This window comes from Kitasatospora sp. NPDC004531 (assembly GCF_053602195.1).
Window position 1 is genome coordinate 24,610 of record NZ_JBSGDD010000074.1, and the last position, 13,012, is coordinate 37,621.

The 13,012-nt window shown below is 73.7% G+C and carries 13 protein-coding genes and 1 pseudogene; 8 read left to right on the forward strand and 6 right to left on the reverse strand.

Annotation, left to right across the window (positions count from 1 at the left end):
• Nucleotides 1-173 precede the first annotated feature (173 nt).
• From ACWEMJ_RS25395 to ACWEMJ_RS25420, 6 genes are read left to right on the forward strand one after another with little or no spacing between them, the layout of a single operon-like run.
• Nucleotides 174-1,289: an LLM class flavin-dependent oxidoreductase gene (locus ACWEMJ_RS25395; RefSeq protein WP_452139430.1), complete on the forward strand. Its 1,116-nt coding sequence runs from the start codon at nucleotides 174-176 to the stop codon at nucleotides 1,287-1,289.
• Entirely contained in the window at nucleotides 1,286-1,792 is a 507-nt protein-coding gene (locus ACWEMJ_RS25400; RefSeq protein ID WP_452139431.1) for a GNAT family N-acetyltransferase, read from the forward strand. The genes ACWEMJ_RS25395 and ACWEMJ_RS25400 overlap by 4 nt, the downstream gene beginning before the upstream one ends.
• A complete protein-coding gene (locus ACWEMJ_RS25405) occupies nucleotides 1,789-2,724 on the forward strand; it encodes an ABC transporter substrate-binding protein (RefSeq protein ID WP_452139432.1) in 936 nt (311 codons plus the stop codon). The genes ACWEMJ_RS25400 and ACWEMJ_RS25405 overlap by 4 nt, the downstream gene beginning before the upstream one ends.
• 15 nt (nucleotides 2,725-2,739) lie before the next feature.
• The gene (locus tag ACWEMJ_RS25410; protein WP_452139433.1) at nucleotides 2,740-3,678 is read left to right on the forward strand and encodes an amino acid ABC transporter permease; all 939 of its coding nucleotides are present in this window, start codon (nucleotides 2,740-2,742) and stop codon (nucleotides 3,676-3,678) included.
• A complete protein-coding gene (locus tag ACWEMJ_RS25415) occupies nucleotides 3,675-4,445 on the forward strand; it encodes an amino acid ABC transporter ATP-binding protein (protein ID WP_452139434.1) in 771 nt (256 codons plus the stop codon). The genes ACWEMJ_RS25410 and ACWEMJ_RS25415 overlap by 4 nt, the downstream gene beginning before the upstream one ends.
• A gap of 30 nt (nucleotides 4,446-4,475) precedes the next feature.
• Nucleotides 4,476-5,465: an ABC transporter substrate-binding protein gene (locus ACWEMJ_RS25420; protein WP_452139435.1), complete on the forward strand. Its 990-nt coding sequence runs from the start codon at nucleotides 4,476-4,478 to the stop codon at nucleotides 5,463-5,465.
• Here ACWEMJ_RS25420 and ACWEMJ_RS25425 read toward each other — a convergent pair.
• From ACWEMJ_RS25425 to ACWEMJ_RS25445, 5 genes are read right to left on the reverse strand one after another with little or no spacing between them, the layout of a single operon-like run.
• The gene (locus tag ACWEMJ_RS25425; RefSeq protein ID WP_452139436.1) at nucleotides 5,434-6,330 is read right to left on the reverse strand and encodes an STM4011 family radical SAM protein; all 897 of its coding nucleotides are present in this window, start codon (nucleotides 6,328-6,330) and stop codon (nucleotides 5,434-5,436) included. The genes ACWEMJ_RS25420 and ACWEMJ_RS25425 overlap by 32 nt on opposite strands.
• Nucleotides 6,327-7,649, reverse strand: coding sequence for an STM4012 family radical SAM protein (locus tag ACWEMJ_RS25430; protein WP_452139437.1), 1,323 nt, complete (start codon nucleotides 7,647-7,649; stop codon nucleotides 6,327-6,329). The genes ACWEMJ_RS25425 and ACWEMJ_RS25430 overlap by 4 nt, the downstream gene beginning before the upstream one ends.
• Entirely contained in the window at nucleotides 7,646-8,476 is an 831-nt protein-coding gene (locus ACWEMJ_RS25435) for an STM4013/SEN3800 family hydrolase (RefSeq protein ID WP_452139442.1), read from the reverse strand. Before ACWEMJ_RS25435 ends, ACWEMJ_RS25430 begins: the two co-directional genes overlap by 4 nt.
• Before the next feature lie 39 nt (nucleotides 8,477-8,515).
• Complete coding sequence (locus tag ACWEMJ_RS25440) at nucleotides 8,516-9,652, reverse strand: STM4014 family protein (RefSeq protein WP_452139438.1); 1,137 nt, start codon at nucleotides 9,650-9,652, stop codon at nucleotides 8,516-8,518.
• A gap of 14 nt (nucleotides 9,653-9,666) precedes the next feature.
• Complete coding sequence (locus ACWEMJ_RS25445; protein ID WP_452139439.1) at nucleotides 9,667-10,617, reverse strand: STM4015 family protein; 951 nt, start codon at nucleotides 10,615-10,617, stop codon at nucleotides 9,667-9,669.
• Nucleotides 10,618-10,818: 201 nt separating this feature from the next.
• Here ACWEMJ_RS25445 and ACWEMJ_RS25450 point away from each other — a divergent pair, with 201 nt between their 5' ends.
• Together ACWEMJ_RS25450 and ACWEMJ_RS25455 are read left to right on the forward strand one after the other, a co-directional pair.
• Nucleotides 10,819-11,145 (forward strand): hypothetical protein, encoded by a 327-nt coding sequence (locus tag ACWEMJ_RS25450; RefSeq protein WP_452139440.1) that lies wholly within the window; start codon nucleotides 10,819-10,821, stop codon nucleotides 11,143-11,145.
• 34 nt (nucleotides 11,146-11,179) lie between these two features.
• Nucleotides 11,180-12,286: a DUF6745 domain-containing protein gene (locus ACWEMJ_RS25455; RefSeq protein ID WP_452139441.1), complete on the forward strand. Its 1,107-nt coding sequence runs from the start codon at nucleotides 11,180-11,182 to the stop codon at nucleotides 12,284-12,286.
• A gap of 96 nt (nucleotides 12,287-12,382) precedes the next feature.
• Here ACWEMJ_RS25455 and ACWEMJ_RS25460 read toward each other — a convergent pair.
• Nucleotides 12,383-13,012: pseudogene (locus tag ACWEMJ_RS25460) on the reverse strand (hypothetical protein); the annotation flags it as partial.

The following is a 13,012-nucleotide window of genomic DNA, read 5'->3' on the forward strand; positions in this document are numbered from 1 at the left end:
CCAACAGGCGTACGCTGCCGCCCTTTTCACGTCCCCGCTCGCTCCGAGCCCGCCCCGGCGCCCCGTCACGCGCCGCCCTGATTCCCGCCGATTTCCCGCCGTTCCCGTCCCCGCCCGCCGAGGCGTCCCCCGGCATGCCCGGACGGAACCGCGCCGACCCGAAGAGGCCCGCCATGCCCGTCGAGTTCCTCGGAATCGCCGCCACCGGCGACGGTTCGGAGACCACCGCCCGCACCACCCACGCCTTCGACCGCGACTACACGCTGCGGCTGGCCCGTGCCCACGAGGACCACGGCTGGGACCGGGTGCTGTTCGCCTACGGCGCCGGCTCCCCGGAGCCCGCCGCCTCCGCCGCGTACCTCGCCGCCAAGCTCGACACGCTGCAGATCCTGCTGGCCCACCGCCCGAACGTGTCCTACCCGACCTTCGCCGCCAAGACCTTCGCCACGCTGGACCGGATCAGCGACGGCCGGCTCACCGTGCACTTCATCACCGGCGGCAACGACCACGAGCAGCAGCGCGAGGGCGACTTCCTGCCCAAGGACCGCCGCTACGACCGCACCCGGGAGTACATCCGGATCGTCAAGCGGGCCTGGACCAGCCGCGAACCCTTCGACCACGACGGCGAGTTCTACCGCTTCAACGACTTCGTCGCGGACGTCTTCCCGGTCCAGCTGCCCCGCCCGGACGTCTCCTTCGGCGGCTCCTCGCCCGCCGCCTACGCGGCCGGCGGCGCCGAGGCCGACATCTACTGCCTGTGGGGCGAGCCGCTGGCCCGCACCGCCGAGCAGATCGAGCAGGTCAAGGCCGCCGCGAAGGCCGCCGGACGCACCGACGTGCCGCGCATCCAGGCCGCGTTCCGGCCGATCATCGCGCCCACCGAGGAACTCGCCTGGGAGAAGGCGCACCGCACGGTCGGCGCGATCAGGGCCCGGCGGGAGAGCCAGGACCTGGTGCGCCGCCGGCTGACCGCCGACCGGCAGCCCGAGAACACCGGCTCGCAGCGGCTGCTGGAGATCGCCGAGGCCGGCGAGCGCTACGACCGCGCGCTGTGGACGCCGACCGCCGCCGCCACCGGCGGCGCGGGCAACTCCAACGCGCTGGTCGGCACCCCCGAGACCGTCGCCCAGGCCCTGCTGGACTACTACGACCTCGGAGTGGAGATCCTCTCCGCCCGCGGCTACGACCACATCGGCGACGCCATCGACTTCGGCCGGTACGTCATCCCGCTGGTGCGCGAGGAGGTCGCCAAGCGCGACGCCGCCAAGGCCGGGGCGGCCCACGAGTGAGCAGCACGCTGACCGTCGAGCGGGCCGTCCTCGGCGACCCGCTCACCGAACCGCTGATCCGCGAACTCACCCACGAGTACGTCACCCGCTACGGCCCCGGCGGCCACGAGGAGATGGCCCGCCACCCCGCCGAGGAGTTCGTGCCGCCGCACGGCCTGCTCCTGCTGCTGCTCCGCGACGGCGAACCCGTCGCGGGCGGCGCCTACCGCCGCCACGACGAGCGGACCGCCGAGCTGAAGCGGATGTGGACCGGCGCCGAGCACCGCCGGCAGGGCCACGCCCGCCGGGTGCTCGCCGAACTGGAGTCCGCCGCCCGGCAGGCCGGCTACCGGCGGATCTTCCTCACCACCGGCCCCCGCCAACCCGAGGCCAAGGCCCTCTACCTGGCGGCCGGCTACACGCCCCTGTTCGACGTCACGGAGCAGCCGGAGGAGTTCCGCCCGCTGCCCTTCGAGAAAGACCTGGCCGCCGCTCCGGGGGCCGGAAAGGCCCCGCTGCGATGAGACGCATCCACCGCCGGCTCCCGTTCGCCCCCGCCGCGGCGGCCGTCCTGCTGCTGTCCGGCTGCGGCGCCGACCCGACGGCCGGCCCGGCGGCCGCGCCGGTCGGCGTGCAGCCGAGCCAGGACGTGCTGGGCGAGGTGCGGAAGGACGACGCGGCGGCCGCGCTGCTGCCCGCCGAGGTGCGCGCCGCCGGCACCCTCAGGCTCGGCGGCGCGATCGGCACCCCGCCCGGCGCGTACTACCCCGACTCCACCCAGCACCGCCCGGTCGGCCTGGACGTGGACATCGTCGACGGCGTCGCCAAGGTGCTCGGGCTGACCGTGCAGCGGGAGGACGCCGCGTTCGAGACCATCCTGCCCGCGCTCGGCAGCGGCAAGTACGACGTCGGCACCGGCAACTTCGGCGTCACCGAGGCCCGGCTGAAGACCGTCGACTTCGTCACCTACATCGACGACGGCCAGGGCTTCGCGGTGCGCGCCGACAACACCGCGCTGACCAACGTCACCGACCTGGTCCAGCTGTGCGGACTGACCGTCGGCACCGGCGCGGGCACCACCTTCGAGGCCACCCTGAACGCCAAGAAGGACGTCTGCCCGCAGGCCGGCAGGAAGCCCTACGAGGTGAAGGCGTTCTCCGAGAACGGCGCCACCGTCACCGGCCTCCAGCAGGGCCGGCTCGACGTGGTGATGTCCACCATCAACGGCCTGCGCTACCAGGCCGCCCAGCCCGGCGCGAACGTGCGCTTCCTCGGCGAGTACCACCGGCTCGACGTCGGCTTCGCGTTCAAGAAGGGCTCGCCGCTCACCCGGGCCTTCCAGGCCGCCGTCAACCGCCTCATCCAGGACGGCAGTTACCAGAAGATCCTCGCCAAGTGGGGCACCACCGACTCGGCGATCGGCGAATCCCGGATCAACCCGCCCGAGCACTCCTGACCCCGGAGCCCCGCGATGACCGCCACTGCTCTCGAAACCCCGCGACAACAGGACGACGGCGCCGCCGAGCTGCCGATCGTCCCGCACCGCCGGCCCTGGCGGCTGGTGGCCGGACTGGCCGCGCTGGTGCTGGTCGCCCAGTTCCTGCACGGCCTGGCCGTCAACCCGGGCTGGGACTGGCCGACCTTCCGCGCCTTCGTGTTCTCCGACAGCATCCTGCGCGCGGTCGGCGTCACCCTCCAGCTCACCGCCTGGGGGACGGTGCTGGGCTTCGCCCTGGGCGCGGTCGTCGCCGCGCTGCGGCTGTCCGGCAGCCCGATCCTGCGCACCATCGCCTGGACGTACGTGTGGGCGTTCCGGTCCATTCCGCTGATCGTCCAGCTGGTGTTCTGGTTCAACCTCGCCTACCTGTACAAGCGGATCGGCATCGGCATCCCGTTCGGCCCGAGCTTCGTCTCCTTCGGCACCATGGACCTGCTCGGCGCACTCGGCGCCGCCGTCCTCGGCCTCGCCCTGCACCAGGCCGCGTACGCCGCCGAGATCATCCGCGCCGGCGTCCTCGCGGTGGACGCCGGGCAGCTCGAAGCGGCCGCCGCGCTCGGCATCCCGCGCTTCCGGCAGGCCTGGCGGATCGTGCTGCCGCAGGCCATGCGCGGCATCCTGCCGAACGCCGCGAACGAGGTGATCTCGCTGTTCAAGGGCACCTCGATCGTCTACGTGATGGCCATCGGCGAACTCTTCTACCAGGCGCAGGTGATCTACGGCCGCACCGGCCGGGTGGTGCCGCTGCTGCTGGTCGCCACCGTCTGGTACGTGCTGCTCACCACCGCGCTCTCCCTCGTCCAGTACCGCGTCGAGCGCTACTTCGCCCGCGGCAGCGAACGGACCCCGCCGCCCACCCCCTGGCAGCGCCTGCGCGCCGCCGTCACCGAGATCCAGGAGAAACGAGCATGAGCAGCGGCACGGCGATGGTGGAGGTGCGCGGCGTCCACAAGCGGTTCGGACGGCTGGAGGTGCTGCGCGGCATCGACCTCGACGTCCGGCCCGGCACCGTCACGGTGGTGCTCGGCCCGTCCGGCTCCGGGAAGTCCACCCTGCTCCGGGCCATCAACCACCTGGAGAAGCTCGACCGCGGAACCGTCCGGGTGGACGGCGAGCTGATCGGCTACCGGAGGGTCGGCGACCGGCTGCGCGAACTGCCCGAGCGCGAGGTGCTCAAGCAGCGCACCCGGCTCGGCTTCGTGTTCCAGAACTTCAACCTGTTCCCGCACCTCACCGTGGAGGAGAACCTCGTCGAGGCGCCCGTCGGCGCGCTCGGCGTCCCGCGTGACCGGGCCCGCGCCCGGGCCCGCGACCTGCTGGCCCGGGTCGGCCTCGCCGACAAGGCCGACGCCTACCCGCGCCGGCTCTCCGGCGGCCAGCAGCAGCGCGTCGCCATCGCCCGGGCGCTCGCCCTGGAGCCCAAGGTGCTGCTGTTCGACGAACCGACCTCGGCGCTCGACCCCGAGCTGGTCGGCGAGGTCCTCGACGTCATCAAGGACCTGGCGCGCGCCGGCACCACCATGATCGTGGTCACCCACGAGATCGGCTTCGCCCGCGAGATCGCCGACACGGTGGTGTTCATGGACGGCGGAGTGGTGGTCGAACAGGGCCCGCCCGACCGGGTGCTGGACGCGCCGCAGCACGAGCGGACCCGCGCCTTCCTCGCCAAGGTCCTCTGAACGTCCGTTGCCCGCAAAGGAGTTGTCGTCATGATCGCTGGTCTTCGTCGCACTGCCGGTCCGGCCGCGCTGGCCCTCGCCGCCGCCGTTCTGCTCACCGCCTGCGGCGCAGGCGGCAACGCCGCCGCCGACCTGGGCGGGTCCGGTGCGGGCACCGCGCCCAACGGCGTCAAGGTCAACCTGACGCCCGAGCAGCACCGGATCACCACGCCCGCGGTGGACGCGATCGCCGCGCTGGTGCCCGAGGAGATCCGCCGAAGAGGCACCCTCCACGTGGTGGACAACCTCGGCACCGTCCCGCCGCTGGACTTCCACGCCACCGACGACCGCACCATCATCGGCGCCGAGCCCGACCTGGCGTACCTGATCGGCAACGTCCTCGGCCTGAAGGTCGACCTCACGCCGGTCTCCTGGGAGAACGTCTTCGTCGGCCTGGACAGCGGCAAGTTCGACGTCGGCATCACCAACATCACCGTCACCGAGGCCCGCAAGGAGAAGTACGACTTCGCCACCTACCGGCTCGACATCCTCGGCTTCGAGGCCAAGAAGGGCGGCAGCTGGAAGGTCGGCGGCCCGGCCGACGTCGCCGGGCACACCATCGGCGTCGCCTCCGGCACCAACCAGGAGAAGCTGCTGCTCGCCTGGAACGAGCAGAACCTGAAGGCCGGCCTCAAGCCGGTGGACGTGAAGTACTTCCAGACCTCCTCCGACTACTACCTGGCCCTCGGCTCCGGCCGGATCGACGCCTGGCTCGGCCCCAACCCGTCCGGCGCGTTCCACGCCGCGCAGACCGGCGAGACCGAGATCATCGGCACCTACTCGGGCGGCGGCGACCAGGTCCTCGGCAAGATCGCGGCCACCACGAAGAAGGACAACGGGCTGGTGAAGGCGCTCGGCGCGGCCATCGACGAGCTGATCAGGAACGGCAGCTACGGCGAGGTGCTGAAGCGCTGGGGCCTGGACAACGAGGCCGTGCAGCGCTCCGAGATCAACCCGCCGGGCCTGCCGAAGACCGACTGACGGAAGGCCCGGGCCCCGACCAGCCGTGCGGGATGCGCTCCAGCACCCCGCCCGCGAACACGTCGTACAGCGGCAGCGGCTCCAGGTGCACGTACCCGATGTGGCAGTCGCAGCTCCCCAACGGGCAGGCGCGCGGCCGCAGTTGGGCCCGGTAGGAGTCGTCGTACAGGTTGCCCAGCGGCGGCCGGACGAAGTGGCAGCGGCGCACCGTGCCGTCCCCGTCCACCGAGACCACACTCTCCCCGGTGCGGCACGGCAGGCCCGCGCTGCGGTGCGGGTGGCGGCTGTAGCCGAACAGCGGGTCCAACGCGGTCCACTCGGCCGCCTCGGCGTCGGTGTAGGCGAGGCCGTCGGCGGCGTTCACCCACAGGTAGACGGACGGCGGCAGCGCGGCCCGCAGCCGGCGGGCCGCCGCCAGGTGCTCCGGCTGCCCGACCACGCCGACGCTGAACCGCACGCCCAGCGCCGCCAGTTCGGCGCACTTGGCGAGGAAGCGCTGCTCCGTCACCTGGCCCGGGTGGTACGTCACCCACAGCGCCAGCTTGGACAGGTCCGCCTCCGCCAGCCAGCCGGTGCGGCAGCTCGCGTTGGTCTGGATCGCCACCCGCTCCAGGTGCGGCAGCCGGCTCAGCTCCACCATCGCCCGGCGGTACCAGGACCGCACCAGGCCCTCGCCCCACGGCGTGAACAGCACCGACAGGGCGCCGTGCGGGTACGCCGCCGCCCAGGCGGTGAACCGCTCCAGCGCCGCCCGGTCCGCGCGCAGCAGCTCCGGGGAGTCGCGCCGCTTGGCGAACGGGCAGTACGGGCAGTCGTAGTCGCAGGAGGACAGCGGGCCCCGGTACAGGATCGTCAGCGCGCTCATTTCGGCGAGTACTCCGCCATCCGCCGGCGCACCCCGTCGGAGAACAGGCGCGGGCCGATCGCGTCCGACCACGCCAGGCCCTCCGGGGACAGCAGCAGGCGGCCGCGGTCGTCGGCCAGCCAGCCCCGGGCGGCGAACTCGGCCAGCTCGGCCGGGAAGTCCTCCTCCGGGGTGCTGCCGAAGCGCTCGCGGTAGGCGGCCAGGTCGACGCCCTCGCCCTGCAGCAGGGACTGCACCAGGTGGCGGCGGCGGGTCTCCTCGTCCGTCATCTCCCAGCCGAGTTCGGCGCGCGAGAAGTCCGGGGCGGCGACGTAGTCGTCGATGATCCGGCGCACCTCGCGGGCGTCCACCGCGTAGTCGAAGGAGTAGTGCAGCTTCGAGGTGTACGAGCGCGCCCCGCAGCCCAGGCCGACCATGCCGTCGGTCTGGCAGGCGTACTCGCCGGCGCTCGCGGCCGCCGCGCCGGTGCGGCGGAACATCCGCATCGACACCTGCTGGTAGCCGTTGGCCAGCAGGTGGTCGCGGCCGGCCCGGTAGAGGGTCAGGCGCTGCACGTCCCAGTCCGCGGCCGCCTGCGGCGCGGCGTGCCGGCCGAGGCCGGTCAGCGGGCGGACGTACAGCGGGTACAGGTACAGCTCCTCGGGCTGCCAACTCAGCGCCGCGTCCAGGGACTTGACCCAGCTGACCACCGTCTGGCCGTCGATGCCGTAGATCAGGTCGATGTTCAGCACCGGGAACCCGGCGTCCCGCACCCGGCCGAGCGCCGCCTCCACCGCCGCCCGCTTCTGCGGCCGGACCGCCGACTTCGCCTCCTCGTCCAGGAACGACTGCACGCCCAGGCTGAGCCGGGTGGTGCCGCGCTCGGCCAGCACCCGCAGGCGGTCGGCGGTGGCGGTGTCGGGGGAGGCCTCGACGGACAGCGGGACGCGGCGCAGGTCCGCGCCCATCCGGTGCTCGGCGATGTCGCACAGCCGCTCCAGCTCGGCCGCCGTCAGGTAGGTCGGCGTGCCGCCGCCGAACGCCGCGAGGGCGAAACGGGCATCGGCGGCGAGCGCCTCCCGGACCTGGCCGGCCTGCCGCTCCAGCGCGTCCAGGTAGGCCGTGGTCAGGCCCTCGGGGCTGCCGATCCGGGTGAACAGGTTGCAGAAGCCGCAGCGCACCTCGCAGAACGGGATGTGCAGGTAGAGCGAGAGCGCGTCCTGCTTCTCGCCCCGCCACAGCTCGGCCAGCGGTGGACGGTCGGGCAGCGGGCGGTACGCCGTCTTGTGCGGGTACGCGTAGACGTAGGACCGGTACGGGGACTCGGGGGCGGTGGTCATCGGCTCGGCTCCTGCTCGGGTGCGGCGGCCGGGAGGGTGAAGTGCGCGTACGGCACCGTCCAGACCACCTCGTGGCCGATCCGGTGGCCGGTCCAGCCGTCCTCGCCGTACGCGGTGCCGTGGTCGGAGCAGACGATCGCGAAGCACGGGCGGCGCGCGGACATCGCCGCGAACAGCCTGCCCAGGTGCGCGTCGACGTACTCCAGCGCGGCGGCGTGGCTGGCCCGGGAGTCGCCGTCCTCGCGGGTCGCGCCCGGCAGGTGGAACCAGTTCGGCTGGTGCAGCGCGGAGACGTTGACGAACAGGAACAGCGGCTGCTCCGCGGGCTGCTCGGCGGCGACCCGCTCGGCCACCGCCACCTGCGACTCGAAGGAGGTCGGCGACGGGACGCCCAACTCCGGGGCCCAGTGGCTCTCCTGGAACAGGCCCGGCAGGACGGAGCCCAGCGGGCCCTGCTTGTTGAAGAAGCCGACGCCGCCGATGCAGACCGTGCGGTAGCCGGCGCCCGCCAGCGCGGTCGGCAGGTCGGGCGCGTCGAAGACCCAGGTGCGCGGCTCGGTGGACTCGGAGCCGGCGAAACGCGCCGCGAACAGCCGCGGGTGCGGGCCGTCGGGGGAGGCGGGCGTCGGCAGGAACCCCGCCAGGATCGCCTGGTGCGCGGCGTACGTGAAGCTGCCGGGGGAGTGCCGGCGCTCCCAGGCCCCGCCCGGGATCACCCGGGCGAGGTGCGGGAGGCGGCCGGCGGCGAGCAGCTCCTCGGCGACGTCGAAGCGGAGGGTGTCGAGGGTGACCAGCAGCAGGTCATGGCTGCCGACGATCTCGTTCATGTCGGGTATGTCGTGGTGCACGGGGATTCCTAGGGTTCGCTACGCCGCCGGGGCGTCGGCCGGCGGCCGGGTGCCGCGGGCGCTCGGGTACAGCGCCGCCCGGTACCCCGGGGACGCCAACTGGGCCGCGTAGGTGTCGAGTCCGGGCGCCGGGCCGTCCGGCAGGCCCGGGAGGTTGGGGAGCAGGTCGCCGAACGCGTTGACCTCGCCGACCAGGGCACGCCGCCACCGGGCGTGCGGGAGCAGGTCGACGCCGACCATGGGGGCGCGCGGGAAGCAGCGCGCGGCGGCCTCCGCGGTGGCGAGCAGCTCCGGCCAGGCGTCGCCGGCGGCCTCCCGGACGGCCGCCGACTCGCCGCGCGCGCCGCCGAGATGGAGATTGGTCATCGGGTGCCGGCTGGTGCGCACCACCACGTGGGTGGCACGGCCGCCGACCACCAGCACCCGCAGGTCGGCGGCCAGGCCGCGCTGCCCGGACTTGGGCACCCACCGCTCCACGTGCAGGCCCTCCGGGGCCAGCCGGTCGACCAGCGCCGCGACCTCGGACGTCGAGCGGTAGCGGCGGACGGTGAGCGAGTTGTGCAGTCCGTCCGGGGCGACCTCCACCGAGGTGGTGGCCTGGACCCGGCCGCGCGGGCCGAACTCCAGCGCCACCACCCCGGAGGCGGAGGAGCCGTGCACCGGCTTGAGGAACACCCGGGGCATCCCGGCGGCCGCCAGGCGCTCGCGCAACTCCTCGAAGGAGCGCGGGAGTTCACCCGTCAGCGCGGGCGGCACCGGCACCCCGGCGGCGGTCAGCGCCGCGTGCGCGCGGCGCTTGTCGAACATCACCGCGATCTCCTCCGGATCGCCGAGCACCCGCACCCCCGGCCGGGCGGCCAGTTCGCGCAGCGCCGCCGTGACGCCCGCGTACCAGGCCGGGCCGCCCTCGACCCGGGTGGCGGCGTAGCCGGCGCCGAGGGCCGGTCCGCGCAGCAGCCGGTCCGCCTCCGGGTCCTCGCCGGGCGAGTCGACCCGGACCACCGCGCCTGGCGGCAGCCCGTACCGTCCCCGCAGCACCGAGGACCAGCTCAGCACGGCGGGCTCCGGCAGCCCGGCGGCGCGGGCCGCGGCGGCGAACAGGGTGACCCGGCGGTGCCCCGGGCAGCCCAGCACGACCAGCGGTGACGGCGTCAACTCGGCTTACCCGCCTACTCGGAGATGGCGACGTAGCGCCAGTTGTCGTTCGGGTCCTCGGCGTCGGAGAGGTCGATCTCCACGCCGGGCAGGGCGTCCTTCAGCCGCTTCTGCATCCCCTCGGTGAGGTAGTGGTGGTGCAGGTCGAGCTTCTTCAGGTGGGTGAGCGGCTGGCCCTCCAGCAGCGCCGCCGCGCCCTCGTCGGTGAGCGCGCCCATGGACAGCGCCAGCCCGGTCAGCCGGGGCACCACCGGGGCCTGGGCCGCCAGCGCGGCGATCCGGTCCTGCTGCTCGGCGTTCTGCAGGCCGAGGTACGTCAGCGACGGCAGGGCGGCGCCGGACAGGAACGGGGCGAGGTCCTCCATCGTCCAGTCGCCGCCGTAGTTGTCGACGCCGAGCCACAGCTCCAGCCGCTCCAGCGCGGGGAAGTCGCAGGCGGCGACCGCGCGGACCACGCTGCCCGACAGACCGCCGGCCTCGAAGCGCAGCGCCTTCAGCTTCTCGTGCCGCACCGGCTTCAGGGCGAGCCGCTCGTTGCCGTCGTAGTCCTCGCCGGCGCCCCGCACCACCAGCTCCTCCAGCAGCGGGAAGGTCTCGAAGACCGGCGTGATGTCGCACATCTGGATCCAGGAGATCTCACTCTCCTCCATGGTGATGTCGCCGATGAACAGCGCCCGCAGCGCGGGCAGGCGGTCGGCGGAGGCGAGCACCAGCGGCAGCACCTCGGACAGCGACTCCGGCTCCTCGGAGAACCAGCGGCCGATCACCACCGCCGTGACCCGCTCGACCTCGACGGTCTCCAGGAACTTCGCCCAGTACTCGGCGAACGTGGTCTCGTCGTCCCAGTCCACCCAGATCTTCCAGGCGGTGGACGAGGCCTCGGGCAGCTTCCCTTCCGCCGAGGCCGTCAGGAAGTCGGTGACGGGGAGGCCGTGGAACTCCCCGATGTGGTCATGGATGGTCATGCGCCGCTCCTCGCTGTCGTCGTGGGGCCTGACCCTGTCTACCAGCCACCCCCGACGTTCACCCGCACGGGTAAACCTTCGGGCGTGGTGCTGCCGCCGGGGCTCCTCGACGGGCCTGTCGGTGGGCCTGTCGGTGGGACCGCCTAGCTTTCCGGTCGGGACGTCCGGCGCCCGGCCGGACCAGACCGCGGGAGGACACGCGTGTACCGCCAGGGTGACGTACTGATCGTGCCGGTCGAGGAGAGCGCGGTGCCGGCCGCCGCAGCCCACCTGCCGCGCCAGCCCCGCGACGGCCGCGGCCGGCTGGTGCTGGCGCTCGGCGAAGTCACCGGCCACGCCCACGCGGTGGTCGGCCCGGGCGAACTGCTGCGCGAGTCCGGCCCGTTCGGCCGCGCCTGGCTGCACCTGCCGGAGGGCGGCAGGGTCGTGCACGAGGAGCACGCGGCGATCGCGCTGCCCACCGGCTGGTACCGGGTGGTCCGCCAGCGCGAGTACGTGCCCGGCGCCGTCCGCATCGTCGCCGACTGAGCAGCGCAGCCCCCACGAGACGAGGACAGAACTGATGAGCACGCAGCTGACCGGCCGTCCCGCCGACGCCTCGGTGGCGCACTGGCGGGCGGTCGCCGCCGCCACCGGCCCCGCCGACCGGGCCACCGCCGAGCACGCCGTCCGGGTCGCCTACCGGGCCGCCGGACTGGCCGAACCCACCGCGTTCCGCTGGTACCCGTCGCCGCTCGCCGCCGTCACCGAACTGCTCGACCACCACGGCGAGTTCGGCCGGTCCGTCCGCGAGCAGGTGCGCACCGCCGCCTGGGAACGGGCCCGCGCCGCCGCCCTCGCCGCGCACGGCCCCACCGGCTGGGCCGAACTGTGGGGCGCGACCGGCGCCGAACTCGCCGCCACCACCGCGCTGCCCGCCGAACGCGTCCGCGCCGCGCTGCTCGACCACTTCGCACCCGAGCCCGAAGCGCTCAGCTGGGACGAGGCCCGCAAGCCCGCCAACAAGGAACTGCGCCGCGTCGCCGGCGAGGCCCGCGCCAAGGTCCGCCTCGCCCTGGTGGACGCGGTCGCCGGCCAGCACGACGCCGCCTGGTTCGCCGCCTTCGACACCGCCGGCACCGGCGACGAAGCGCTCGCCGCGCTGGCCGGCGTCGCCCGGCAGACCGGCTGGTGGTGGCCCTGCGAGAACACCGTGCTGCTCAGCGAACGCCCCGTCGCCCTGCACCGTGACGAGGCCGGCCGCCTCGACCGCGCGGACGGCCCCGCCCTCGCCTACGCCGACGGCTTCGCGCTGTACGCCTGGCGCGGCATGCCCGTCCCCGCGGACTTCCTCCAGCAGCTCACCGGCCTCACCGTCGAACGCATCCACGGCGAGGAGAACGCGGAGCTGCGGCGCGTCATGCTGGAGCACTTCGGCTACCAGCGCTACCTCGCGGAGAGCGGCGCGCAGCCGCTGCACCGCGACGAGACGGGCACCCTCTGGCGGATCCAACTCGCGGGCGACGAACCGGTGGTGATGGTCGAGGTGCTCAACTCCACCGCCGAACCCGACGGCACCTTCCGCACCTACTACCTCCGCGTCCCCCCACACATCCGCACCGCGAGGGCCGGCGTGGCCTGGACCTTCGGCGTCGAGGAGGAGGCGTACCGCCCGCAGCGCGAGACGTGAGAGAGGGTGCGAAACGCAGGCGAGCGCGAAGACGGGGGCGCGGGGAACTGCGCGACAAGCGCACACCACGTCCGCAAGGTCGCGATCAAGTGCAGGTCATTGCCCTGCGTCGCGATCTTGCGGACGGGATGCGTTCCCCTTCGCGCAGTTCCCCGCGCCCCCGGTTGCGCTCTCTCCGGTCTCGCGCCCAAACAGCTTTCGTGCCAGCACTCCCGCAGGGCTGTCCGCCGTCTCCAGGGCCATCCAGTGGGCCAGGGCTTCGCCCGTCTGTTCGTCGCGGAGGGCCGTCGCCGCGGCCATCACCACGAACTGGTCCACCAGCCACTCGCAGAGGGACTCGGCCGGGATCTGCCGCCCCTCGTCGAGCCAGCTGATCGCGGAGGCCTCCACCACGGAGATCCAGGAGCGGACCAGCAGGGTCAGCCGCGGTCCGGCCCGGCGCACGCCGAGGTGGCGCAGGGTGCGCCGAATCGCGGCGCGGCGCACGTCGTCGACGATGGCCGAGGTGCGGGCGGTCTCCACCACGGAGCCGCCGCGCAGCAGCGCGGCGTAGCCCGCGGCGTGTTCGCCGACGAAGTCGAAGTACCGGTGCAGGACGGCGCCGAGCTGCTCGGTGGGGGTGCCGGGGAGGGCGGTGACGGTGAAGCGGTCGGTGTCCCAGTGCCGGGGCAGCGCCAGCTGCCAGGTGACCGGCTGGGCGCCGTGCGGGAGGATCAGCGAAGTGGC

Bases quoted from the DNA above. Each gene is read 5' to 3' on its own strand.
- ACWEMJ_RS25395 (WP_452139430.1), top strand. From the start codon at position 174: ATGCCCGTCGAGTTCCTCGGAATCGCCGCCACCGGCGACGGTTCGGAG.
- ACWEMJ_RS25405 (WP_452139432.1), top strand. From the start codon at position 1,789: ATGAGACGCATCCACCGCCGGCTCCCGTTCGCCCCCGCCGCGGCGGCC.
- ACWEMJ_RS25410 (WP_452139433.1), top strand. From the start codon at position 2,740: ATGACCGCCACTGCTCTCGAAACCCCGCGACAACAGGACGACGGCGCC.
- ACWEMJ_RS25415 (WP_452139434.1), top strand. From the start codon at position 3,675: ATGAGCAGCGGCACGGCGATGGTGGAGGTGCGCGGCGTCCACAAGCGG.
- ACWEMJ_RS25420 (WP_452139435.1), top strand. From the start codon at position 4,476: ATGATCGCTGGTCTTCGTCGCACTGCCGGTCCGGCCGCGCTGGCCCTC.
- ACWEMJ_RS25425 (WP_452139436.1), bottom strand. From the start codon at position 6,330: ATGAGCGCGCTGACGATCCTGTACCGGGGCCCGCTGTCCTCCTGCGAC.
- ACWEMJ_RS25430 (WP_452139437.1), bottom strand. From the start codon at position 7,649: ATGACCACCGCCCCCGAGTCCCCGTACCGGTCCTACGTCTACGCGTAC.
- ACWEMJ_RS25435 (WP_452139442.1), bottom strand. From the start codon at position 8,476: ATGAACGAGATCGTCGGCAGCCATGACCTGCTGCTGGTCACCCTCGAC.
- ACWEMJ_RS25445 (WP_452139439.1), bottom strand. From the start codon at position 10,617: ATGACCATCCATGACCACATCGGGGAGTTCCACGGCCTCCCCGTCACC.
- ACWEMJ_RS25455 (WP_452139441.1), top strand. From the start codon at position 11,180: ATGAGCACGCAGCTGACCGGCCGTCCCGCCGACGCCTCGGTGGCGCAC.